At 64.5% G+C, this 23,642-nt stretch carries 22 protein-coding genes; 9 read left to right on the top strand and 13 right to left on the bottom strand.

Features of this window, described 5'->3' with window-relative positions:
• Window positions 1-207: 207 nt before the first annotated feature.
• From RAD10_RS37360 to RAD10_RS37345, 4 genes are all read right to left on the bottom strand, one after another.
• Window positions 208-1,935 carry a methanol/ethanol family PQQ-dependent dehydrogenase gene (locus RAD10_RS37360; RefSeq protein ID WP_461621376.1) on the bottom strand — a complete coding sequence of 576 codons (1,728 nt, stop codon included), beginning with the start codon at window positions 1,933-1,935 and terminating at the stop codon, window positions 208-210.
• Between the two features lie 116 nt (window positions 1,936-2,051).
• Complete coding sequence (locus RAD10_RS37355; RefSeq protein ID WP_461621375.1) at window positions 2,052-2,705, bottom strand: QcrA and Rieske domain-containing protein; 654 nt, start codon at window positions 2,703-2,705, stop codon at window positions 2,052-2,054.
• Between the two features lie 263 nt (window positions 2,706-2,968).
• Window positions 2,969-3,433: a group III truncated hemoglobin gene (locus RAD10_RS37350; RefSeq protein ID WP_461621374.1), complete on the bottom strand. Its 465-nt coding sequence runs from the start codon at window positions 3,431-3,433 to the stop codon at window positions 2,969-2,971.
• Window positions 3,434-3,701: 268 nt separating this feature from the next.
• Window positions 3,702-4,553 carry a 3-hydroxybutyryl-CoA dehydrogenase gene (locus RAD10_RS37345; RefSeq protein WP_461621373.1) on the bottom strand — a complete coding sequence of 284 codons (852 nt, stop codon included), beginning with the start codon at window positions 4,551-4,553 and terminating at the stop codon, window positions 3,702-3,704.
• Window positions 4,554-4,908: 355 nt separating this feature from the next.
• On the opposite strand from RAD10_RS37345, the gene pstS reads away from it, so the two are divergent.
• From pstS to RAD10_RS37325, 4 genes are all read left to right on the top strand, one after another.
• Complete coding sequence (gene pstS, locus RAD10_RS37340; RefSeq protein WP_461621372.1) at window positions 4,909-5,964, top strand: phosphate ABC transporter substrate-binding protein PstS; 1,056 nt, start codon at window positions 4,909-4,911, stop codon at window positions 5,962-5,964.
• A gap of 164 nt (window positions 5,965-6,128) precedes the next feature.
• Window positions 6,129-6,608, top strand: coding sequence for an ArsI/CadI family heavy metal resistance metalloenzyme (locus tag RAD10_RS37335; protein WP_091963142.1), 480 nt, complete (start codon window positions 6,129-6,131; stop codon window positions 6,606-6,608).
• Between the two features lie 16 nt (window positions 6,609-6,624).
• On the top strand, window positions 6,625-6,996 hold the full coding sequence (gene arsC / locus RAD10_RS37330) for an arsenate reductase (glutaredoxin) (protein ID WP_461621371.1): 372 nt from the start codon (window positions 6,625-6,627) through the stop codon (window positions 6,994-6,996).
• Window positions 6,993-7,691 carry an ABC transporter permease gene (locus RAD10_RS37325; RefSeq protein WP_461621370.1) on the top strand — a complete coding sequence of 233 codons (699 nt, stop codon included), beginning with the start codon at window positions 6,993-6,995 and terminating at the stop codon, window positions 7,689-7,691. Before arsC ends, RAD10_RS37325 begins: the two co-directional genes overlap by 4 nt.
• On the opposite strand, the gene RAD10_RS37320 is transcribed toward RAD10_RS37325, so the two are convergent.
• Complete coding sequence (locus RAD10_RS37320) at window positions 7,665-8,474, bottom strand: ABC transporter substrate-binding protein (RefSeq protein ID WP_461621369.1); 810 nt, start codon at window positions 8,472-8,474, stop codon at window positions 7,665-7,667. The two genes, RAD10_RS37325 and RAD10_RS37320, sit on opposite strands and share 27 nt — an antisense overlap.
• Before the next feature lie 161 nt (window positions 8,475-8,635).
• Here RAD10_RS37320 and RAD10_RS37315 point away from each other — a divergent pair, with 161 nt between their 5' ends.
• The 5 genes from RAD10_RS37315 to RAD10_RS37295 all read left to right on the top strand — a co-directional run bounded on the left by RAD10_RS37315 (window position 8,636) and on the right by RAD10_RS37295 (window position 15,014).
• Complete coding sequence (locus RAD10_RS37315) at window positions 8,636-8,929, top strand: hypothetical protein (RefSeq protein WP_461621368.1); 294 nt, start codon at window positions 8,636-8,638, stop codon at window positions 8,927-8,929.
• A 911-nt stretch (window positions 8,930-9,840) separates the two neighbouring features.
• Window positions 9,841-11,109, top strand: coding sequence for a hypothetical protein (locus RAD10_RS37310; RefSeq protein WP_461621367.1), 1,269 nt, complete (start codon window positions 9,841-9,843; stop codon window positions 11,107-11,109).
• A 64-nt stretch (window positions 11,110-11,173) separates the two neighbouring features.
• Window positions 11,174-11,446 carry a TonB-dependent receptor plug domain-containing protein gene (locus tag RAD10_RS37305; RefSeq protein WP_461621366.1) on the top strand — a complete coding sequence of 91 codons (273 nt, stop codon included), beginning with the start codon at window positions 11,174-11,176 and terminating at the stop codon, window positions 11,444-11,446.
• Between the two features lie 131 nt (window positions 11,447-11,577).
• The gene (gene blaBJP / locus RAD10_RS37300; RefSeq protein ID WP_461621365.1) at window positions 11,578-12,462 is read left to right on the top strand and encodes a BJP family subclass B3 metallo-beta-lactamase; all 885 of its coding nucleotides are present in this window, start codon (window positions 11,578-11,580) and stop codon (window positions 12,460-12,462) included.
• A gap of 548 nt (window positions 12,463-13,010) precedes the next feature.
• Window positions 13,011-15,014: a putative bifunctional diguanylate cyclase/phosphodiesterase gene (locus tag RAD10_RS37295; RefSeq protein WP_461621364.1), complete on the top strand. Its 2,004-nt coding sequence runs from the start codon at window positions 13,011-13,013 to the stop codon at window positions 15,012-15,014.
• A gap of 12 nt (window positions 15,015-15,026) precedes the next feature.
• On the opposite strand, the gene RAD10_RS37290 is transcribed toward RAD10_RS37295, so the two are convergent.
• From RAD10_RS37290 to RAD10_RS37255, 8 genes are read right to left on the bottom strand one after another with little or no spacing between them, the layout of a single operon-like run.
• Complete coding sequence (locus RAD10_RS37290; protein WP_461621363.1) at window positions 15,027-15,746, bottom strand: ABC transporter ATP-binding protein; 720 nt, start codon at window positions 15,744-15,746, stop codon at window positions 15,027-15,029.
• A complete protein-coding gene (locus tag RAD10_RS37285; protein ID WP_461621362.1) occupies window positions 15,739-16,494 on the bottom strand; it encodes an ABC transporter ATP-binding protein in 756 nt (251 codons plus the stop codon). The genes RAD10_RS37290 and RAD10_RS37285 overlap by 8 nt, the downstream gene beginning before the upstream one ends.
• Window positions 16,491-17,489, bottom strand: a complete 999-nt coding sequence (locus RAD10_RS37280) for a branched-chain amino acid ABC transporter permease (protein WP_461621361.1) — start codon at window positions 17,487-17,489, stop codon at window positions 16,491-16,493. The genes RAD10_RS37285 and RAD10_RS37280 overlap by 4 nt, the downstream gene beginning before the upstream one ends.
• Window positions 17,486-18,361 carry a branched-chain amino acid ABC transporter permease gene (locus RAD10_RS37275; RefSeq protein WP_461621360.1) on the bottom strand — a complete coding sequence of 292 codons (876 nt, stop codon included), beginning with the start codon at window positions 18,359-18,361 and terminating at the stop codon, window positions 17,486-17,488. The genes RAD10_RS37280 and RAD10_RS37275 overlap by 4 nt, the downstream gene beginning before the upstream one ends.
• An 11-nt stretch (window positions 18,362-18,372) precedes the next feature.
• Window positions 18,373-19,614 (bottom strand): ABC transporter substrate-binding protein, encoded by a 1,242-nt coding sequence (locus tag RAD10_RS37270; protein WP_461621359.1) that lies wholly within the window; start codon window positions 19,612-19,614, stop codon window positions 18,373-18,375.
• A 35-nt stretch (window positions 19,615-19,649) separates the two neighbouring features.
• Window positions 19,650-22,025: a xanthine dehydrogenase family protein molybdopterin-binding subunit gene (locus RAD10_RS37265; protein WP_461621358.1), complete on the bottom strand. Its 2,376-nt coding sequence runs from the start codon at window positions 22,023-22,025 to the stop codon at window positions 19,650-19,652.
• Window positions 22,022-22,546 (bottom strand): (2Fe-2S)-binding protein, encoded by a 525-nt coding sequence (locus tag RAD10_RS37260; RefSeq protein WP_461621357.1) that lies wholly within the window; start codon window positions 22,544-22,546, stop codon window positions 22,022-22,024. The genes RAD10_RS37265 and RAD10_RS37260 overlap by 4 nt, the downstream gene beginning before the upstream one ends.
• On the bottom strand, window positions 22,543-23,403 hold the full coding sequence (locus tag RAD10_RS37255; protein ID WP_461621412.1) for an FAD binding domain-containing protein: 861 nt from the start codon (window positions 23,401-23,403) through the stop codon (window positions 22,543-22,545). Before RAD10_RS37255 ends, RAD10_RS37260 begins: the two co-directional genes overlap by 4 nt.
• Between the last annotated feature and the right edge of the window lie 239 nt (window positions 23,404-23,642).

Genomic DNA, 23,642 nt, shown 5'->3' with positions numbered 1-23,642 from the left:
CGAGCACCGATGCTGTTTAGCCTCATCTTGAGGAGACCGCGAAGCGGTCGTCTCGAAGGACGAGGCGTGCGCTCAGGTCGCGCAAAGCGCCATATGCGATCGCCCGACCTTGAAGGGGAGAAGGAAGATACAAAAATGCGGCGGACGTTGCCGTCCGCCGCATTCGCCACCCCCCTGCTGCTCCGCTTCCTTCGATCCGCCGCGGAGCTACTTCTTCAGCGCGAACACCCAGATGACGCCGCCTTGCGGCACATTGGCTTCGATGCCGATGTTGTTGGTCACCAGCGCGTCCTGGATGCGCTGCGCGTCGACGCCCCATCCCGACTGGATCGCGATGTATTGGGTGCCGTCGATCTCGTAGGACACCGGCATGCCCATGATGCCGGAGTTGGTCTTCTGCTCCCACAGGAGCTCGCCGGTCTTGGCGTTGAAAGCGCGGAAGTTGCGGTCATTGGTGCCGCCGACGAAGATGAGATCGCCCGCGGTCGCGGTCACCGAGCCGAACAGCTGCGACTTCGGGAAGTTGTGTTGCCACACCTTCTTGCCCGTGGTGGGGTCCCAGGCCTGCAGCTCGCCGAAATGATCCGCGCCCGGCTTCGTCTTCAGGCCGATGTCTTCCGGCTTGGTGCCGAGCCAGAGCTCGCCCGGCTTGAGGGCGACCTTTTCGCCGGTGAACCCGCCGCAGAAATTCTCGTTGGCGGGCACGTAGACGAGGCCGGTCTTCTGGCTGTAGGCCGCCGACGGCCAATCCTTGCCTCCCCACAGCGACGGACAGAACTCGACGCGCTTGCCGATCACCGGCTTGTGCGCGGGGTCGACGATCGGCTTGCCGCTCTCGGGCTCGATGCCCTTCCAGACGTCGGTTGAGACGAACGGCCAGCCGGCGACGTAGTTGATCTTAGTCGGCGTGCGCTCGAGCACCCAGAAGATCGCGTCGCGGCCGGGATGGACCAGGCTCTTGATGTTGCGGCCATCGCGTTGCAGGTCGATCAGCATCGGCGCATCGACCTCGTCCCAGTCCCAGGAATCGTTCTGGTGATACTGGTGATAGGTCTTGATCTTGCCCGTGCTCGGATCGAGCGCAAGTACCGAGGAGGTGTAGAGATTGTCGCCGGGATGGGTCTCGCCGGGCCATGGCGCGGCGTTGCCGACGCCCCAATAGATCGTCTTGGTCTCCTTGTCGTAATTGCCGGTCATCCAGGCCGAGCCGCCGCCGTTCTTCCAGTCGTCGCCCTGCCAGGTGTCATGGCCCGGCTCGCCTTCGCCCGGAATGGTGAAGGTTCGCCACAGCTCCTTGCCGTCCTTGGCATCATAGGCCGCGATATAGCCGCGCACGCCGAACTCGCCGCCGGAGCCGCCGACAATGACCTTGCCGTCGACGATCAGCGGCATCAGGGTCATGTACTGGCCCTTCTTGTAGTCCTGCACCTTGGTGTCCCACACCACTTTGCCGGTCTTGGCATCGAGCGCGACAACATGGTCGTCCGTGGTGGCGAGGTAGAGCTTGTCCTCCCAGAGGCCGACGCCGCGGCTGGTCGGGTGCAGCTGGAACAGATCGTCGGGGAGCTGCCGCTTGTAGCGCCAGTATTCGTCGCCGGTCTTGGCGTTCAGCGCGATCACCTGTCCCATCGGGGTCGCCACGAACATCACGCCGTTGTTGACGATCGGCGGCGCCTCGTGGCCTTCGACGACGCCGGTGGCAAAGGTCCAGGCCGGCGTGAGGTTCTTCACGTTGGAGGTGTTGATCTGATCGAGCGGGCTATAGCCGTGCCCGTCATAGGTGCGCCGATAGAGCATCCAGTTGTTTGGCTCTGGATTTTCCAGCCGCTGTGCGGTGACCGGCGCGTAATTCTCGATCGGACCTGACACGGCGGCGGTCGAGGCGAGGCAGGTGAAGGCGACGAAGCCGGACAGGTACCATTGCTTCCTGGTCATGGACGTTCCCCTTTTCATCCGTTTGAATTCTTGTGTTGAATTCTTGTCGTTCGTCCCGTCGTCCGCCCAACGGCGGATACGACCTCTCGTGACGCGGGCGCGGGCCCGCACCTCCATCATCCTGGCTGCGCGCCACCTACCTTTCCGATGAAATTGCCGGCGACGCTGAGAGAGCCGTCAGCGAGCGCCACCGGCAGCGCCGCGAGCCGTCGCGGCGCCGGGCCGAACACGACCTGTGCGCCCGCACGAGGATCGTATTCGGAGTTGTGACACATGCACTTGAACACCTCCTTGTCGCCGACATCGCTCTTCACCCAGGCGGTGACGGGACAGCCGGCATGCGAGCAGATCGCCGAATAGGCGATGATGCCATCGACGGCGCGCGCGGCCGTCTTCTCGTCGAGCTCGGCGGGATCGAGCTTGATGATGAGGATCTCGTTGAGCCGAGAGGCGCTGCGCACCACCGATGTCTTGGGATCCTTCGGCCAGGCATGCACCGGCGGTCCGCCGGCCGGCAGGTCGGCTGCGGTGATGAGCTTTCCCTCCTTGTCGCCTTCGGAGAAGACGAGCACATCGCCTTTCTGCGGCCGTTCGTCGGACCCGGGCGGATCCTCGCCCGCGCGCGCAGACGCGGAGCAACCGAGGCAGGCGGTGGAGGCGAGCGCGCCAAGCAAGATCGTTCGCCGCGTCTGCTCGGCACAGGCGTCGGCTTCGGGTTCCCCAGGACTCTCGGACGATGATGAATTGGTTGTGAAGGATGCGCGGGACATGTTCACAAGCAGGCGCTGGAACTCTGCCGAAAACAAGGCGAAGAATTGGCGCCGCAGTGCATCAATATGGCTTTGCTCGCGTTGATTGAACGACGATGAACGTATTCAAGCGCGTTTTCACAATTTCAACGTCGCGCCGCGCGAGCGGCATGATGATTTTGCAGATCAGACCGATGATGTTGGAATTGGTGCAGCGCGCTATTCATCGCGCCGCGCAACCGCAGCGCGATGTCCCTGCATGTTTTGCAGACAGCCGGTCGTCGTCAGGACCTGAGCACGTGGCGCGGCGCGGCGATAGAACCGGCGACGGTGGCCGATGCCATCTCAAAACTGTCGGCGATGCGGCGCGCCTTGTCGATGAACAGTGCAGCCGCCGGCGGCGGGCAGACCTCACGCGCGGTCTGCTCGAACAGATCGAGCCAGCGGTCGAAATGATCGCCCACCAGGCTCAGCGGCAAATGCGCCCGCATCGGCGAGCCGTGATAGCGGCCGCTCATCAGCACGACCGAGGACCAGAAATCTTTGAGCTTGGCGAGATGCTCGTCCCAGTTCTGCACGATCCCGAACACCGGGCCCAGCCGTGCATCTTCGCGCACGCGCCCATAGAAGCGGGTGACGAGTTCCCCGATCATCTCTTCGGTAATCCCGGTGCGCTCGATCGCATCCTGGGTCAACAGGTTCCGCCGCGCGGCCGCCGCCTCGCGCTCGGCCTTCAGTCGATCCGACATATCCTTCGTTTTCCGTTCGTTGTTCCCGCGTTCCCGCGAGCCGCCCGTTCGACATTGTCAGGCCAAATGCGCCCGACATCTTTGTCCTGGCGCAAATTGCGGGATTGGGCCGCGGCGTTTCGAGCCCGGCACCTGCTCCTTGATCAGTATCGTAGGGTGGGCAAAGGCGCACTTGCGCCGTGCCCACCATCAGTCCGATACGGCCACGGGACGTGGGCACGCTTCGCTTTGCCCACCCTACGGGACCGTCTTTGTCGCGATGACAAGATCACGTACCGTAGACGTAGAAGCCCTGCCCGGTCTTGCGGCCGAGATGGCCGGCATCGACCATCTCCTTGAGCAGCGGCGCTGGCCTGTATTTAGGATCGTTGAAGCCCTTATAAAAGACCTCCATCACCGAAAGCATGGTGTCGAGCCCGACGAGATCGGCCAAAGCCAGCGGCCCGATCGGATGGTTGCAACCGAGCTTCATGCCGGCGTCGATCTCTTCCGCCGTCGCGATCCCCTCCTGGAGCGCGAAGATCGCCTCGTTGATCATCGGACACAGGATGCGGTTGACGGCAAAGCCCGGGCTGTTCTTGGCGGTGATCGCCACCTTGCCGACGCGCTTGGCGAAATCGAGGGCCTTGGCGTGGGTGTCGTCGGAGGTCTGCAGGCCGCGGATCAGCTCCAGCAGCGCCATCACCGGCACCGGGTTGAAGAAGTGCATGCCGATGAAGCGATCGGGACGATCGGTCGCCGCAGCGAGCTTCGTGATCGAGATCGACGAGGTGTTGGTCGCGAGTAGCGTGCGCGGCGACAACGTCGCGCAGAGATCCTTCAGGATCTTGACCTTGAGCTCCTCGTTCTCGGTTGCGGCCTCGATGACGAGATCGCAATCGGCAAGCTTCGCCCGGTCGGTGGTGCCGGTGATGCGCTTGAGCGCCGCCTCGCGGTCGGCCGCCGACATCTTCTCCTTCTTGACTAGACGCTCGAGGCTGCCGCCGACGGTCGACAGCCCGCGGTTCACCGCCGTATCGGAAATGTCGACCATCACGACCGAGAGCCCGGCCGCCGCGCAGACCTGCGCGATACCATTCCCCATGGTCCCTGCCCCGATGATGCCAACGGTCTGGATCATTGCTCCATATCCTTCATCCTTGCGGCCCCGCCGACACGGCACGGCCCATTATTCCCTGCATCAGGGTCTAGCACCGCCACGGGGCGACTGCGACCTGATCCGCACTCTCCATAAAGCATCCACGGCGGGAATAAAGCTGCCGGCGGGTGCGAAACGGCCCGATTTGGCCGCATGGCGCGCAATTTGCCCCAAATTGCGTCCTGCCCGGCCGGGCCAGCGATCTCCCTCGATCGGACGACGCGGCGGAGCTGACGGCGTGGTGTAGTCGGCGCGCAATGGCCACCGCGAATGCCTCGCGACGCAATTGTGAGATCGACCACATCGGCTTCATGCCCCACCTGTTAGCGTCGCGCAAATGAAGACACATATTGCACTTCCCATCATCCTCGCCGCTCTGCTCGTCGCAACGCCAGGCATGGCAGCCGAAACCAAAGGCGCCGGCTCAACCTTCGTTTCGCCCGTGATGGCGAAATGGACCGAGGCGTACAGGGCCAAGACCGGAAACGTCGTCAGCTATCAAGCCGTCGGCTCCGGCATCGGCATCGGCCTGATCAAGAAAGAAGCCGTCGATTTCGGCACCAGCGACATGCCGATCGAGCCGAAGGAGCTCGACAGGCTCGGCCTGATGCAATTCCCGATCGTGATCGGAGGCGTCGTCCCCGTGGTCAATATCGACGGCGTCAAGCCCGGCCAGATTCGCTTCACCGGGCAGGTGCTCGCCGACATCTATCTCGGCAAGCTCAAATCCTGGAACGATCCCGCGATCGCCGCGATCAACCCCGACGTCAGATTGCCGAACGCCGCGATCACGGTGGTCCATCGCATCGACGGCTCCGGCACGACGTTCAACTGGTCGAACTACCTCTCGAAGGTTAGCCCGCAGTGGAAAGCCAGCGTGGGCGAAGGCACCTCCGTCGAGTGGCCGCTTGGCCTCGGCGGCCGTGGCAATGACGGCGTCGCCTCGCTCGTCAGCCTCGTTCCCGGCGCGATCGGTTATCTCGAATACACTTACGCGCTGCAACGGCTCGACCGGATTTCCTTCGGAATCGTGCAGAACAGCGCCGGCAATTACGTCGTGCCCGACGCCGCATCTTTCCAGGCGGCCGCATCAAGCGCGGACTGGAAAGCGGAGAAGGATTTCCATCTCGTGCTCACCAACGCGCCCGGTGACGACGCCTACCCGATCACGGCGACGACCTTCGTGCTGATGCCGAAGGCGCCGAAATCACCGGAACGATCGGCAGCCGCCATCGACTTCGTCCGCTGGGCGCTGGAAAACGGAAAGTCCGAGGCCCAGACGCTCAACTACGTCCCGCTCCCGCCTGCCTTGATCGACCAGATCGAACGCTATTGGCAGCAGAGCATCGACGCTGCGCCCAGGATCTCGGCATCGGCTGCCGCCAAACGCTGAACCTCAAAACGCCCGCCGTCGGATCGAGATTGGGACGGATTGCCCCCTATCTCGATTGACAGCTGCCTGTTATTTCCACAATCGTTTGGTTGCTGAGGCGGAGCGTTACGCGCTCCGAGGGCCGCGCGAAAGCGCAACAGGGTGCCAGCCTGAAAGGACAGACCATGAAGCGCCTGCACGTTCACGTGTCCGTCGAGGATCTCTCCCGGTCCATCGGGTTCTACTCCGCACTGTTTGCGAGCGAGCCCTCGGTCGTGAAGTCCGACTATGCCAAATGGATGCTGGACGATCCCCGGGTGAATTTTGCGATCTCGACGCGCGGACGCGCCGCCGGCCTCGACCATCTCGGCATCCAGGTCGAGACCGGCGAGGAGCTCCAGGAGGTCTATGCCCGGCTGCGCAAGGCCGGTGGCAACGTCGTCGAGCAGGGGCAGACCACCTGCTGCTATGCCAAGTCGGAAAAGTCCTGGATCGATGATCCCGCCGGTATCGCCTGGGAAACCTTCCACACCACGGGCGAGAGCACCGACTACGGTGACGGCACCGGCGAGAACCAGGCCCGGGTCGCGCATGAGAAACAAGAGACCCAGTCGGCCTGCTGCGCGCCGCAAGCGGCGCCGGCGGCCTCAAAGGCCTGCTGCTGAGCACGAGGCATCTGCAATGGACGTGATCATCTACCACAATCCCGAATGCGGCACGTCACGCACGACGCTCGCGACGATCCGGAACGCCGGCATCGAGCCGCATGTGGTCGAGTATTTGAAGACGCCGCCATCGCGAGCCCTGCTGCAGCAACTCATCGCACGCATGGGAATTTCGGTGCGTGAGGCGGTTCGCGAGAAGGCTGCCCCCTATGCAGAGCTCGGGCTCGCCAACCCCGCGCTGACCGACGATCAGTTGCTCGATGCGATGATGGCGCACCCGATCCTGATCAACAGGCCGATTGTCGTGACGTCGAAGGGCGTCAGGCTCTGCCGCCCCTCCGAACTGGTGCTCGATCTGCTGCCGGCGCAACAGCGTCAGGCCGGATGAACGATTTCGCACGATCCGTTGGCGCGGCGCTTTCGCTGATCGGCGAAGCCGACGCCGAGCTGCTCGGCATCGTCGCATTGTCGGTGCGCGTCAGCCTGACCGCGAGCGTCCTTGCCCTGCTGATCGGCGCGCCGATCGGGGCCTTGCTCGCGATCACGCGTTTCCGCGGACGTCAGGTCATCATCGTGCTGACCAATGCGCTGCTCGGCCTTCCGCCGGTCGTGGTCGGGCTGGCGCTCTATCTTCTGCTGTCGCGGTCCGGCCCGCTCGGGGTGGCCGGACTGTTGTTCACGCCGGCCGCCATGGTGATCGCGCAGACGCTGCTCGCCACCCCGATCGTAGTGGCGCTGGTGCACAGGCCGGCGAGCCTGCTGTGGGCGGAATATGGCGATCTGGCACGGATCGACGGACTGTCAGTCTTCCGCTGCATGGCGCTGCTGTACGCGCTGGGCCGGACCTCGCTGCTGACGGCCTTTCTCGCGGCCTTCGGGCGCGCCATCGCCGAGGTCGGCGCCATCATCATCGTCGGCGGCAACATCCGCGGCTTCACGCGCACGATGACGACCGCGATCGCGCTGGAGACCAGCAAGGGCGATCTGCCGCTGGCACTCGGACTCGGACTGATCCTGCTCGCGCTCAGCGTCGCGGTGTCGACCGTCGCCTTCCTGCTAGTGGGACGCGTTGGGGAAAAATAGCTGCTCGCCGTCCACCTTGTAGCCGGCGATCGCGTCCTGCCCCTTCGGCGAGACCAGCCAGTCGATGAAGGCTTGCCCGTCCTTCGCCTTCACGTTCGCATGCTTGGCCGGATCGACCAGCATGACGCCGTACTGGTTGAACAGCCGCTTGTCGCCCTCGGTCAGGATGGCGAGCTCGCCGCGATTCTTGAAGGAGAGCCAGGTGCCGCGGTCCGAGAGAACATAGGCGTTCGACGACGACGCCATGTTCAGCGCCGGGCCCATGCCCTGGCCGATCTCACGATACCAGCTGTCCTTGCCGGCACTGATGTCGACGCCCGCCTCTTTCCACAGCCGGAGCTCGGCCGCGTGCGTGCCGGACTTGTCGCCGCGCGAGATGAACGGCGCCTTCGCTGCCGCGATCTTGCGCAGCGCATCGGTGACGTCCTTGCCGCCGGCGATCTTCGCGGGATCACTCTTGGGCCCCACGACGACGAAATCGTTGTACATGACGTCGAAGCGCTTCACGCCCTGTCCTTCGGACATGAACTTGTCTTCGGCGGCCCGATCATGGACGAACACCACGTCGGCATCGCCGCGCCGCCCGATATCCAGTGCCTGGCCGGTACCGACGGCAACGACCTTCACGCTGATGCCCTCGTCCTTCGAGAACAGCGGCAGCAGATGGCCGAACAGGCCTGATTGTTCCGTCGAGGTGGTCGAGGCAACCGTGATGGTGCGCTCCTGCGCGAAGGCGATGGTGGACCAGAGCAGCACCGCTCCGATGGCGACAATCTTCCTCATGCGTCGTCCCCCACAAACAATGACGGTCCTGAATAGCCGATGGCGATGGCGACGGGAACCCCGACATTCGGCCGCAGAGAGTTGAAGCGATGGCGTCAAATCGGCAGGAACGCGGATGGCGCAGGCGGATTGTCCGGAGATGTCATGTCAAGGAGAATCCCATGAAAAAGATCATTCTGGCATCCGCATGCATCATGGCGCTGGCGACCGGTGGCGCCTTCGCGCAGACACAACCGGCTCCCGGCGCCTCCGGTCAGGGCGACGTCGGCCCCTCCTCGCGCGGCCCCGCGACCAAGGGAATGACGACCGGCAAGTCGTCGAACATGCAGAACGAGGCCAGCGACAGCAAGGGCGCGCAGTCGCCATCGGCCGGCGGCACCAACACCAACAACATGGGCAGCCAGGCCGGAGGCAGCGCGGGCGCCGGTTCAGGCTCGGGTTCCGGCGGGCGATAGACCAAGACGCAGAGCTCGGCCCGGGCCGTCTTGAAGCGCGAGGCTCGCGAATCAGCCGCGACATGTGGCGCAGCGAGTCTCGGCTCGCTCCGTCATGTTGCGCGCGCACAAGATGCCGTCGTCGTCTTGCCGTGCACGTCATCAATTTACGTTCGACACGCGTGGTCATGCGTGAATGCATGATGTTGACGATGCCTGCACCGCCACCTCCCACCGTGACTATGCCGTTGGCTGTCCATTGCGATCCGGCTCCGGTCACCGTCATGGTGGTCGTAGCGCCAACGTTGGTGCCGACCTGAATGGCGCCGCCAATGGTTGTCAGCTTGCTGCTGTTCTGAATCGTGAGGCTGGTCACTCCCGTCGAACCAAGGCGAAAGTTGCCCGTCGTGCCAATAGCTCCAGGGCTGACGCCGAGGACGATGTTTGGGGTATCGTCCGCTCCGACCTCTATGCCATCGGCAATCTGCACTACGAATTTCTCGAAGGCACCAGGATCGATGTCGCCGGTACCGGATTCGCCAGCGGCCATGACCGGCTGTGGGGCAGCATCGGCGGCGGCGGCACCTATAGCTGGGCGAACGGCCGCTACGCCGTGTTCGGCGAGGTCACCTATCGCGCAAGCCTCGATGCTCCCGCGGACAATCACAGCTATAGGGGCACCGGCGGCTTCCGTCTGGTGTGGTAAGCGCTGCCCGCGAAGGTAGCGGTCTATCGCGCTGCAGCGTCACGACGATCGCAGTCTCAGTGTGATGGCTGACACTTGATCCGGTCACCACTCGCACACGACGAATGCGTGGATGTTCTGCAATTGGTCCCGCCTACATTGACAGGGGTGTGACGGCCGGGCAGTTTTTCATATTGCTGGCGAATCAGCGATTGCCTTACGCCGAGTACCTCTTGGACAACTCCCTGTGCTTTCGAGACTGATATCGTTGCTGCGCCGCATCCCCGCGGTGAAATGGGCGTTCACCCGGCTTCGGCCCTTGCCGCATGGCGGCAGCATCGACGGCGCGGCGGTCGTCGCGGAACAACCTGTCATCGTCGCCGACAGCACTGAAGCTCTCCCGGCTCTCGACACCGGCATCGGCACTGATCCGCTGCGCGGCGACGCGGCGGTCGCCGAGGACGGCACCGCCCACCCTGTCATCGCGGAAGCAGCAGCCGATATCGCCGGCAGCGACGATTCCCTGCAGCAGGCGCCGTCAGATGTCGAGCCGGTCTTCGTGGCAGAGGTTTTGGTCCTGGACGAAGTGGCGGGCGAGACGGTCGACGCTTCCAAAACGGTCGATGTTCCTGAACCCGTCATCGACAATGATCCGCCTGTGGAGGTCTCGACGAAGCTCGAGCCCGTCGCCACGGAAGCGGTCGCGGCCATCGACATCGAGGACGAGCCGGCCAAAGCCGCTGAGCCCGTCATCAGCAGCGATTCATCTCCCGAGCTCGCAGCCGACGTTGAGCCCGATGTCGTGGAGGAGACCTCGTCCAATCTCGAGGTCGCTTCAGTTGAGGTCGCTTCGATCGAGGTCGCTTCGGCTGACGCTCCCGCTCTCGTCGTTGCCGACGATCCCTCCATTGTTGCCGCCGTGGATGTCGGGCCCGTTGTAGACGATTCCCAGGTCACGCTTGCCGATCGCGACGTCCCGGCGGAGCCTGTCGCTGAAGAGAGCATCGACAGCGATCCCACCTCCGGCACGGCGGTGGCCATCGAGCCGGTCGCTGCAAGCGATCCTGCCCCTGTCGCCGCGGAGGACGCTTCCGCCGACGCCATCGTGGTCACGCATGATGAGCCGGCTCCGGCTCTCGCAGCTCCCGCTGAGGAGATTCGCAGTGCGCCGAAACTTCGCGCGAAAGCCACGGAACCTGCCGATCGCATCGCGCTGATCCGGCAGCGCTGGGCGGAAAGCGGAGTCAGGATGTGGAATCCCCGCCTTCACGGCACCGGCGAAGCCACGCTGAACATCCAGGGCAGCGTCGGGCTGCTGCCGCCTGCACCCGGCGAGACGATGCCACGCTACGACAAGCTGGAATTCAAGATGCTCGGCGGACAGATCGTCTGCGAGGGCGTCATCGTCGAGGCCCCCGCGCAGGCGAGCCATCGCAGCTTCACCCGGCTCGCCGAGCCAGGGAAGCTCGACCGGGTTCGCGAACCGGTGCGGGAACGCCAGGCCGCTCTGGCCTGATCCTTTCCGCTGCAAGCGACGTCGCGCTGTGCTAGGCTGAGGTTTCCCGAACATGGGAGATCGCATGCCTGCAAAGCTGTTGCGACTGATCGTGATCGCCGCCCTCTGCATCTCGCAAGGAGCCTTTGCGGCGTCCAGCAAACGGCCTCACCACACGCCCGCCACCGATCCAGCCGCACCCTATAAGGTGGACCGGCTCTCCTCCTCGCGCGGCGAGACCATCCTCAGCACGCCCGGCCAGACCACCGTACTGATGCGAGAAGTCCTCGACGACATGAACGCGAGGAGCCTCCGCGATGCCATGCGCTCGACCGCCGGCGTCACGATCGGACGCTAAGCTCCCGCGCGGCAGATAAATTTTCCTCATACGAGGCAGTTGCCCGCAACGCCGGCTGCAACGTAACCTGCGCGCGGTCGAGCCGCGACGTCCGCCCGATCAAAACGACAAGAACACTTCGGGAGCAAACTATGAGAAAACTCACAGCCGCGCTGTGTGCGTTGGCATTCCTGGCAACCGGCGCGCAGGCTCAGACCCTCAAGGAATTCCTGGCAGCGGTCATGCAGAAATGGACGGCGCCGTTCGAGCCGTTCCAGCTCATCGGCAACATCTACTATGTCGGGACCGAAGGCATCGCCGTCTACGTGATCAAGACATCGCAGGGCCTGATCCTGATGGACACGGCGATGCCCCAGTCGACCGGCATGATCAAGGACCATATCGCCAAGCTCGGCTTCAAGGTGGCCGACATCAAGATCGTCCTCAACTCACACGCGCATCTCGATCACACCGGCGGGTTTGCCGAGATCAAGAAGGAGACCGGTGCGCAGCTCGTGGCCGGCGAGCGCGACAAGCCGCTGCTCGAAGGCGGCTATTATCCCGGCGACGAGAAGAACGAAGACCTCGCTTTCCCGCCGGTGAAGGTCGACCGTGTCGTGAAGGAAGGCGACAAGGTTACGCTCGGCGACACCACGCTGACAGCGCATGCGACGCCCGGCCACTCGCCCGGCTGCACGAGCTGGGAGATGACCGTCAAGGACGGCGATCAGAACCGCGAGGTGCTGTTCTTCTGCAGCGGCACCGTGGCGCTGAACCGGCTGGTGGGACAGCCGACCTATCCCGGCATCGTCGACGACTACCGCGCGACCTACGCCAAAGTGAAGGCGATGAAGGTCGACGTGCTGCTCGGGCCGCATCCCGAGGTCTATGGCATGCAGGCCAAGCGTGCGCAGATGAAGGACGGCACGCCGAATCCGTTCGTCAAACCGGGTGAGCTTGCGACCTATGCGACCAGCCTGTCGGAGGATTTCGACAAGCAACTCGCCAAGCAGACCGCGGCGCTGGAAAAGAAGTAGCCGCATCGCATGCTGCCTTTGACCTCTCCCCCGCTGGGCAGCGCAATCGCATTTGGATTTTAAGGGATTGTCTGTGGGCTTGCTCCGCCTCTCCCGCTTGCGGGAGAGGCCGACGCGCTCGCAGAGCGCGGCGGGTGAGGGCTCTCGCCGCGTAGGGACATCCTCGGTCGTCCTCAACAATCCCGCCGCGGAGACACCCCCACCCCGCCCCTCCCCCGCAAGCGGGAGAGGGAGCCGAGTGCCGATGCCGCCCCATCCTTCCACTCATATGCGATTGCCCTGCCCGCCGGGGAGAGGTGCGGCAAGACGTTGCGCCGAAACGCATGGTTAGCAGAACGTAACCGCGGCTTTTGCAGGACTTCGCCGCCGATACGCCTGCTGACGCCGCCCCGTATCGTTAACACAGTCTTACCCTGGCACGCGCCCGGAAACTCCTGCGGTAGCGTGCAACCTGTGCTGGTCTTTCGTGCAAGGCCCGATCTAACGCGCCCTTTACCCACGCTATGCAAGATCGCCGGCGTTTTCAGGATCCGGGGCTCGTATTTTCAATGCCTGTTGCCGATTTGAAGTTTCACTTCGCCGCCGCCATACGGCTGTTTCGCGTGCCGGCCGACAATCCCGAGCTGACGCGCGCGCAGTTCGACGCCTTCTCCAAGCAGATCCCGCTGCTCTACTTCATCCTGATCACCAACACGATCGCGGTCGCATATACCTATGTGCCGCTGGCGCCGGCCTCGCTCAGCATGATCGTGCCCGGCGTATTGATCGCGGTGGCGGGCTATCGGACCTTCTGGTGGCTGCGGCAGCGCCACGTCGTCCGCAGCGACGCCGACATCCTGCGCAATCTGCGTCTCACCAACTGGATCGCGGCACCGATCGCGGCGGGCTTCACGGTCTGGTCGTTCGCCCTCTATCCCTACGGCGATCCCTTTGCCAAGAGCCAGGTGGCCTTCTACATGGCGGTGACCGTGATCGGTTGCATCTTCTCGCTGATGCATCTGCGTTCGGCCGCGCTGATCGTGACTCTCGTCGTCGACGTGCCCTACGTCGTGTTTTACTTCGCCACGGGCGAGCCGACGCTGGAGGCGATGGCCGTCAACAATCTGCTGGTCACCGGCGCGATGGTGACGGTGCTGACCATCTACTACCGGGACTTCGCCGACCTCGTCGCCAGCCGCAAATCGCTGCTGGCACAGCAGGCGGCGACCCAGGCGCTCTCGGACGAGAACTTCCGCCTCGCCAATCTGGATTCCCTCACCGAGCTGCCGAACCGCCGCCGCTTCTTCGCCGAGCTGTCGAGCGCCTTTGCCGACGCCGAGCGCAGAAACGTTCGCGTCGCGGTCGGCATCATCGACCTCGACGGCTTCAAGCCGATCAACGACAATTACGGCCACAGCGTCGGCGACCGCGTGCTGATCGAGGCCGGCCGCCGCATCCGCGAGGTCTGCGAGGGCTTCGGCCCGCAACGCGTGGAATTCGCCCGGCTCGGCGGCGACGAGTTTGGCCTCGTCGTGTGTGGTAATCCCGACGATGCCGATCTGGCACGGCTCGGCGAACGTATCGGCGGGCAGGTCAAGCTGCCTTACCAGCTCGACACCGCCCACACCGGCCTGTCCTGCTCGATCGGTTTTGCGCTGTTTCCGGACTCCGCGACGACGTCGGAAGCTCTCTATGAATGCGCCGACTATTCGCTCTATCACGCCAAGCGCCAACTGCGCGGGCGCACCGTGATCTTCTCGGGCGAGCTCGAGGCCGAGATCCGCAGCCGCGGCGTGATCGAGAACCTGTTGCGCACCTCCGATTTCGGCGCCGAGATGGAGCAGGTGTTCCAGCCGATCGTCGATGCCATGAGCGAGCACACTGCGGGCTTCGAGACGCTGGCGCGCTGGCACAGCCCCCGTCTCGGCTGGGTTTCTCCCGCCGACTTCATTCCCGCCGCCGAGCGCATCGGCCTGATCCGGCCACTGACGCAGACGCTGTTGGCGCGTGCACTCGCGACCGCCAAGACCTGGCCCGACGACATCCGCCTGTCGTTCAACCTGTCCGCGCACGACGTCTGCGCCGCCGAAGGCATCCTGCCGCTGATCTCCATCATCGAGAAAAGCGGTCTGTCACCACGCCGGATCGACTTCGAGATCACCGAGACCGCCGTCACCTTCGATTTCGTGCGCGCGCAGCAGTCGGTCGCGACGCTGAAGGCGATGGGCTGCGGCATTTCGCTGGACGATTTCGGCACCGGCTATTCGTCGCTGAGCCATGTGCACCGGCTGCCGCTCGACAAGATCAAGGTCGACCGCAGCTTCGTCGCCGACATCAACGAGAATCCGGTCAGTCACAAGATCATCAAGTCGCTGACGGGCCTCTGCGACGACATGGAGATCGCCTGCGTCGCCGAGGGCGTCGAGACCCGCGCCCAGCTCGACACCTTGCGCCGGCTCGGCTGCGACTACATCCAGGGCTATTATTTCGCAAAACCGATGTCGGCCGATGCGATCGGCGACTATCTGGCGAACGAACGCCGGCGCCTCGACGGCGCCAAGGTCGTCGCCTAGCGGGCCCAGACATCAGACCGCGCAGTAGCGTTCCTGGATGTCCTTGTCCGCGAGCAGCGCCGCCGCGCTGCTTTGATGCACGACCTCGCCCTGGTCGATGATCACGGCGCGGTCGGCCAATCGAAGAGCCCATTCGACGTTCTGCTCGACCAGCAGCAGTGTCTTGCCCTCGTCGCGCAGGCGGCGGAACAGCACGCCCATCTCCTCGACGAGGACGGGCATGATGCCCTCCGAGGGTTCATCCAGCAGGATCATCTTGGGCTTGCCGATCAGCGCGCGCGCGATCGCCAGCATCTGCTGCTCGCCGCCGGAGAGCGTCACGCCCTCCTGGTCGAGGCGCTCCTTCAAACGCGGAAAGGTCTCGGCGATTTCGTCGATCGCGGCCCGCTCCTCGATGCCGCTGCCGGCCGCGACGAGACCGAGCCGGAGGTTCTCGCGCACCGACAGCCCGGGAACGATGCGCCGCTCCTCGGGCACGTAAGCGAGACCGAGGTGGAAGCGCTGATGGGCGCGCAACGGCAGGAGCTCCCTGCCCGCAAAGCGCACGCGGCCGGTCGCCTTCGGCATCAGGCCCATCATGGTTCGCAAGGTCGTGGTCTTGCCGGCGCCGTTGCGACCGACGAGGGCAACCACCTCGCCCTCCTTCACGTGCAGCGAGATGCCGTGGAGGATGTGGCTCGCGCCATACCAGGCGTGGAGGTCTTCGATTTCGAGCAGCGCGGTCTCAGCCATAACCTTCACTCTGTCCGAGATAAACCCGGCGGACTTCCGGATTGCTCCTGATCTCGTCGGGCGCGCCGTCCGCGAGCAGACGGCCATGATGCAGCACCACCACGCGCTTGGACAGGCCCAGCACCATCTTCATCTTGTGCTCCACCAGGAGCACGGTGCGCTTGTCGGCGAGCCGCTCCAGCAGCGCGACCATGTCCTTGGTCTCTTCCGGTCCCATGCCGGCGGTCGGCTCGTCGAGCAGCAGCAACTCGGGCTCGGAGACCAGCGCGATCGCGATCTCCAGCGCGCGCTGCTGGCCATGCGACAGGAACTTTGCAAATTCGCTTCGCTTGCCGAGAAGCCCCACCGCGTCGAGTGCCGCATCAGCACGCGCATGCAATTCGGTCAGCCGAGCGCGATTCCGCCAGATGTCGTAGCTCACGGTCAGCGCCTGGGCAGCGACGCGGACGTTCTCATGCACCGACAGATCCGGAAAGATGTTGGTGATCTGATAGGAGCGCGAAATGCCCTGATGCACGAAGCGGTGCTGCGGCAGGCCGTTCAGCTCGCGTCCGCGGAAGTGCAGCTTGCCGGACGTCGGCGTCAACACACCGGACAGGATATTGAAAAACGTGCTCTTGCCGGCACCGTTCGGCCCGATGATCGAGGTGAGCTGCCCCGCCGCAAAGGACAAGGTAATGTCCTCGAGCGCGACGAAGCCGCCGAAGCGCTTGCCGATTCCCTCGACGCGAAGCAGCTCGCCGCTCATCGCCGCGCCTTTCCGATGCCGAGGACGTCCAGCAGCGTTCCCCAGATGCCCTTGGGCAGGAACAGCACGAACAGCACGAAGATCGCGCCGACGAAGATCTGCCAGTGCGGCGTCCACAGCGAGATGACGTCCTCCAGAATCAGGAAGCTCGCCGCGCCGACGAAGGGGCCGAAGAAGCTGCGGGCACCGCCGAGCAGCACCATCATCACGATCATGCCCGAGGTCTGGTAGTGCAGGATGTCGAGCGGCACGATCGACAGATGCAGCGCCAGCATGCAGCCGCCGAGCGAGGAGATCGCGCCCGACAGCATGAACACGACCAGCTTGCTGCGCTCGACGTCATAGCCGCAGGCCCGCGCCCGCTGCTCGTTCTCGCGGATCGCCTCGATGACGGCCCCGAACGGCGAGTTCAGGATGCGCGACTGGAACCACATCGCCAGCGCCGCGAACGCCATCAGCACGTAATATTTGTTGACGGGGTCGAGAAAATTGACCTGGAGGCCGAACAGGCTGATGCGGTCGACGGTAAAGCCGCGCAGGCCGTTCTCACCGCCGGTAAAGGACGAGGCCTGGAGCGCGACGTAGTAGACGAGTTGCGCCAAGGCGAGCGTCACCATGGAGAAATAGATGCCGCGGGTGCGCGTCGAGACAATGCCGATCAGAGCCGCAAGGCAGGTGCTGAGACACACGGCGATCGCGACCGCGGCAAACCACGGCACGCCGTAGCGGCCGATCGCAATGCCGGTGAAGTAGGCTCCCGCACCGAAGAACGCGGCCTGGCCGAATGACAGCAGCCCGGTGTAGCCGAACAGCAGATTGTAGCCCATCACCACGACGCCGTAGATCAGGACGTTGACGGCCAGCGCCTTGGACGGCAGCAGCCAGGGCAATATCGCCAACACGGCGATGGAGAGCAGCACGCGGTGGTCGAGAAGCCTGCCGAGCCCGCTCGGCGCAGGCTTGGCGAGAGCCTCGCCGCTCGAAGGGTGCGTCACGCCGTCCTCCCTCTCACGCCGAACAGGCCTTGCGGGCGGATCAGCAGCACCACCGCCATCAGCGCGAACATGACGATGGTCGCCATTTCAGGCGCGAACAGCGCCACCAGGCTGATGGAAATGCCGACCATGAGGCCGGCCACGACCGCGCCGACGATCGAGCCGAGACCGCCGATCACGGTGACGACGAAGGCTTCGGCCAGAACCAGCGAGCCCATCTCCGGATTGACGCTGCGCATGGGCCCGGCGAGCACGCCGCCCAGCGCGGCAAGTCCGACGCCAAGACCGAAGATCGCGAGCCACACCCGGCCGATGTCGACACCGAGCACCTGCATGATGGTGGGATCGCGCGCACCCGCGCGCACGATCAAGCCGACACGGGTCTTCTCCAGCGTCAGCCAGAGCACCAGCAGCACCAGCGCCACCAGCACGATGACGAACAGGCGGTAGCGCGGGAAGAAGCCGATGCCGAGATCGAGCACGCCGATCAGCTGCGGCGGGGTCGGAAACGGAATGCCGTCGCTGCCGAACACGATGCGCACGCCCTCGACCAGGACGTAGCTGAGGCCGAAGGTGAGCAGCAGCGGATCGTCGATCGAGCGTCCATACAGCCTGCGGATCAGCACGAACTCGATCAGCATGCCGAACGCGCCGATCAGGATGGGCGCGAGCAGCAGTCCCCACCAGAAGCTGCCTGTGAGCGAGGCCAGATACAGCCCGGCATAGGCCCCGATCATGAACAGCGCGCCATGGGCGAAATTGACCACCCCGAGCATGCCGAACACGATCGTCAGTCCAAGCGCAGTGATCACCAGGACCGCCCCAAGGGCAATCCCGGAGAGAAGCTGCATGATGATCAGCGACAGGTCCATCGTCACAAGTCTTAGGTCGCGTGGCCAAGCTCGCTGCAGCTGCGCAGCATGTCGTCCGAGCCTGTGTCGTTGGCGAGAATGGCGAACAGATCGTTGTCGCCCGCCATGGCGGACTTCTTCTTGGACTCCAGCACCAGCACCGACTGAACCGACTGATGGTCGCATTTGCGGTAATGCTGCAGCCCCTTGGTCAGATCATATTGCAGCTTCTCCAGCGCATCGACCACCTTGTCGGTGTCGGTACCGCCGGCGGCCTGCATGGCGGCCAGCAAGGATCCGACGCCGGAATAGCCGTAGGCGCCGTAATCGGTCGGGATCGCGCCGCCGTTGGCGGCCTTGTACGCCGCGTTGAAGCTGGCTGCCGACTTGCTCTGCGCCTCCAGGCCCCAATAGTAATTGGCGCCGCCGACCACGCCCTCGAACACGTCGGGGCCGACCGCAAGACGCTGGTTGTGCAGGATGACGGGGACGACGATCTTCATCTGCTGCTTGACGCCGAAATCCACCGCCTGCTTGATCGCATTGGCCTGGTCGCGGCCGAAATTGGAGATGCAGAGCACATCAGGCCGCATCGACATCAGGCGCGGCATGAAGGTGGAATAGTCGGCCGCACCGAACGGATGCAGTATCTCGCCGACATTGTCCGCGCCGATCGCCGCCTGCGCGCGCTTGAAGCCGCGCAGCATCTCGTGACCATAGGCGTAATCAGCAACAAGATGCGCGACCTTCATGCCCTTCTTCAAGGTCTGTCGCGCCACCGCTGCGGTCGTCATGTGCGGATTGAGCGCCTCGTGGAAGGTGTATTTGCTGAAATCCTTGGCTTCGTTGATGGTGTCGGACTGGCTGATCGAGACGTAGATCACGCCGCGGGCGCGGGTGACCTCGTTGACCGCGAGCTGCACGGCGCTGGAGAGCGCGCCGACCACGGCGTGAACCTTGTCCTTCTCGATCAGTTCGAGCGTCCGCGTCGCGGCCTCGCCGGCATTGAGCTTGTCATCGCGCACCAGCAGCTCGACCTTGCGGCCGCCGATGCCGCCCTTATCGTTGACGAGCTTCACCGCAAGCTCGGCGCATTTGACCTGATCGCGTGCTTCCGCGGCGAAGGGGCCGGTCAGCGGCGTCGGGAAGCCGATGCGGATCGTCTCGTCCGCGGCGCGGCCCAGACGGGGCATGGCGAGCAGCGCCGCGCCTGCCGACAGGCCGGCGAGCGCGGTGCGGCGGGATATTTTCGGGGTCGAACCGGATTTGGGCATGACTTCCTCCAAGGTCTTTTTCAAGTGTCTTTTTTCTAGTAGCGCTTCAGGGCTTTCAGGACTTTTGTCGGCGTGATCGGAATCGAATTGATCGTGACGCCGAACGGCGCAAGCGCATCATTCACGGCGTTGAGCACGCAGGCGGATGCGGCCGCCGTGCCGGCCTCGCCGACGCCCTTGGCGCCAAGCTCGGTGTCGGCGGTCGGCGTCTCGACATGGCCGATGACGATGTCGGGCATCTCCATCGGCATCGGCACGAGGTAATCGGCGAGCGAGCCGTTCACGAGCTGGCCGGTGTCGCTGTAACGGCACTCCTCGAACAGCGCCGCACCCAGACCCTGCACGATGCCGCCCCGAAGCTGCTCGTCCACCAGCATCGGATTGATGACGCGGCCGCAATCCTCGACGATGAAGTGCTTCAGGAGCTTGATGAAACCGGTCTCGACATCGACCTCCAGCGAGCAGCCCTGGATGCCGTTGGTGAAGGCAAAGGGATAGCCCTGCGGCGCGAAATGATGGCTCACGGTGAGCTGCGCCTGCGTGCCCGGCGGCAGCGTGTCGGAGCGGAAATAGGCGATGCGTGCGATCTCCGCGATTGGCAAGCGCGGCTTGGGCGTCGCGGCGTCGACGATCTCGCCATCGACGATGTCGAGCGCCGACGGCTGCTCCTGCAGGATGAGCGCCGCGATCTCCAGGATGTTGCGCTTGAGTGCGCGCGTGGCCTGCAGCGCGGTCTCGCCGCCGATGCCGGCGCCGCGGCAAGCCCAGGTCGCACCACCATGCGGCGTCACCTCGGTATCCCCGGTGATGACCTTGACGTGCTCCTGCACAAGGCCAAGCTGGTCGGCCACGATCTGGCTGATGATCGCCTCGGTGCCCTGCCCCTGCTCGGTGACCGAGATCAGGCAGCGCACCTCCCCAGACGGCGTCAGGCTCAAAATCGCGCCGTCCTGCGACGAGATGCGCGCACCGCCGACGCCATAAAACGCAGGGCTGGGATTGGTGATCTCGACAAAGGCGGCGATGCCGATGCCGCGATAGATGCCGCGCTTGCGCAAATCCGCCTGCTCGGCCCGCAAGCCGTCATAGTCCATGATCTCGTGCAGGCGCTTCAGGCAGGCCTGATGGGACAGCGCCTCGAACCGGTAGCCGGTCGGCGAGGTTTGCGGATAGGCATCGTCGGCGATCACATTCCGCGCGCGGATGGCGAAGGGATCGAGGCCGAGCTTGCTTGCTGCCATGTCGACGAGACGCTCGGTCACCGCGCAGGCGATGGGATGGCCGACGGCGCGATACTGGCTAGTCTGCACCTTGTTCTGGAAAATCACCTCCAGCGTGGCGCGGTAGTTTTTGAAGCGGTATGGCGCGCCGATCAGGCGGATCACCTGGTTGCCCTCGACCACGCTGGTGCGCGGATAGGTCGAGAACGCGCCGATGGCGGTCAGGTCGAGCACGTCCATCGCCAAAATCTCGCCCTTTGCATCGAGCGCCATGCGCGCGCGGACGCGATGGTCGCGGGCGTGGATGTCGGAGACGAAGGATTCCATGCGATCGGCGACATACTTCACGGGCCGGCCAAGCAGGATCGAGAGACCGACCACCGCCATGTCCTCGTGATAGACATGCAGCTTCATCCCGAAGGAGCCGCCGATGTCGGTCGCGATGACGCGGACGCGCGCCTCCGGGATGCCGTAGTGGCGTGAATAGAGATCCTGAAACTGATACGGCGTCTGCGTGCCGTGATGCACGGTGAGCGTCCTCGCGGACGGATCGTAGTCGGCGACGATGGCGCGCGGCTCCAGCGTCACCGCGGTGTGGCGGCCGAAGGTGAACTCCTCTTCCACCACATGAGCCGCATGCGCAAAGGCGTCGTCCACGGTGCCGCTGTCGAGCTGGCTGCGGAAGCAGGTGTTGTTGGCGCTGCCGGGATTGACCAGCGGACCGCCGGCCTCACGTGCGCTGTCGATGTCGACGACGACGGGAAGGTCCTCGTAGTCGACCTCGATCAGCTCCAGCGCATCTTCGGCGATCGCCCGGCTCTCGGCAACGACCGCAACCACCGCCTGTCCGGCCCAGACCACGCGATCGAGCGGCAGCGGCAATTGCGGCGCTGAGGTCATGCCCTTGAAATGATCGAGCGTACCGGTCCAAGGCGTGCAGATTTTTGCGAGATCAGCGCCCGTCGCCACGAGGTGCACACCTTCGATTGCACGCGCCTGCTCGGTGTTGATCGAGACGATCTTCGCATGCGCATGCGGGCTACGCAGGAACGCGGCGTAGAGCATGCGCGGCAGCTTGAGATCGCTGACGTAACGTCCCCGCCCGGCGAGCAGCCGCTTGGCGTTCGGCCGCGGCACGGAGCGGCCGATATAGGAGTTGGGCCGATCGAGCGAAGTCAGCGGCGCGCTCACGCTGCGCCTCCGTCCGTATTGCGTGCTTTGGCCACCGCATCGATGGCATCGACGATCGCTTCATAGCCGGTGCAGCGGCAGTAATTGCCCGACAGCGCGTCGCGAATGTCCTCGCGGCTCGGCTGCGCCACCCGCGACAGCAGCTCCTGCGCATTGACCAGCATGCCCGGCGTGCAGAAGCCGCATTGCAGAGCGTTGCGGCGATGGAATTCAGCCTGTAGTTCGGCAATAGCGCCGTATTCCGACAGACCCTCGATGGTATCGATGGACGCGCCATCAGCCTGCACCGCGAAGATCAGGCAGGAATGCACGGCGCGGCCGTCGAGCTGCACCAGACAGGCACCGCAGGCGCCCATCTCGCAGCCGGCATGCGTGCCCGTCAGCTCGAGCTTGTCGCGCAGGCAATCGACCAGCGTGTCGCGCGGCGCGACCTCGCAGGCGACCTTGCGGCCGTTGACGACGAAGCGGACCCGCACCGTCTCGTCAGCCTCGTTCAGCAGGCTATCGTCGAAGCCGCTCATGCGCCCTCACCGAGACGTCCGAGCAGGCGGCCGAGCAGCACGCGGGCAAGATGCAGTCGCATCGCCGGCGGCACCTCGTCGCTCTCGGGCGGTGCGAGATCGCCTTCGAGTGCACCTTGCGCGGCGGCGATACGTGCCGCACCCAGGCTAGTGCCGATCAAAATTGTTTCCGCCCCTTTGACCCGTGTCGGCGTGTTGCCGACGGAGAAGAAGGAGATGCGGATGTCGTCAATGCGCTCCCCGGTGCAGGTCGCGAGCATGCCGCAACCGACCAGCGCGTAATCCCCACGCCGGCGCGCCAGCTCGTCGAACGCAAAGCGCTGATCCGGCCTGAACAGCGGAACGTAGATTGCGGTGATTAGCTCGCCGGGCTGCAAGGCAGTCTCGAACAGGTCGATGAAGAAGTCGTCGGCCTTGACGCGCCGCCGGCCGGAAGGGCCGGCGATCTCGATCGCGGCATCGAGCGCCAGCGTCATCGCCGGAAATTCGGAGGCGGGGTCGGCCAGTGCGACGCTGCCGCCGAGCGTGCCGCGGTTGCGGATCGCCGGATGCGCAACAAAGGGAGCCGCCGCATGCAGCAGCGGTGCGAACTCGGCAATCAACGGCTCGCTCAGCATCTCGCAATGGCGCGTCAGCGCACCGATACGCAAGCTATCGCCTTCGCGCCTGATGCCGCGCAGCTCGTCGATGTGGGTGATGTCGATCAAGAGCCGTGGCGCCTGCAGCCGCAGCGACAGCGCCGGCACCAGGCTCTGGCCGCCGGCGATGAAACGCGCATCGTCCCCGGCGCGGGCGTGAGCATCCAGCGCCTGGTCGATCGTCGCAGCCCGAAAATAGCTGAAAGCCCGCGCCTTCACTGCCGTTTCCTCGAAATCCATCGGCCCATCAGCCGGGATGCCAGATTTGTAACCATCTGGTCTCAAAATCCTGACACGGCTCCTGGGGCCGGTCAACAGGAAATGACCATTTGGTCACAAAAGCACCTTGGGTTATGAAGGCAGCGGTACGTTGATTCAGCGACGAGATGGCCCGAAAAGCGCAGAAAACTTTGAGGCGACCGGTCCGCAAGCGGACCGAGACAGGCAGCAAGTCCGCG

It is taken from the genome of Bradyrhizobium sp. 23AC, from assembly GCF_054863025.1.
Note: the sequence above shows the minus strand (reverse complement) of the source record. Positions and strands in the feature narration are given on the sequence as shown.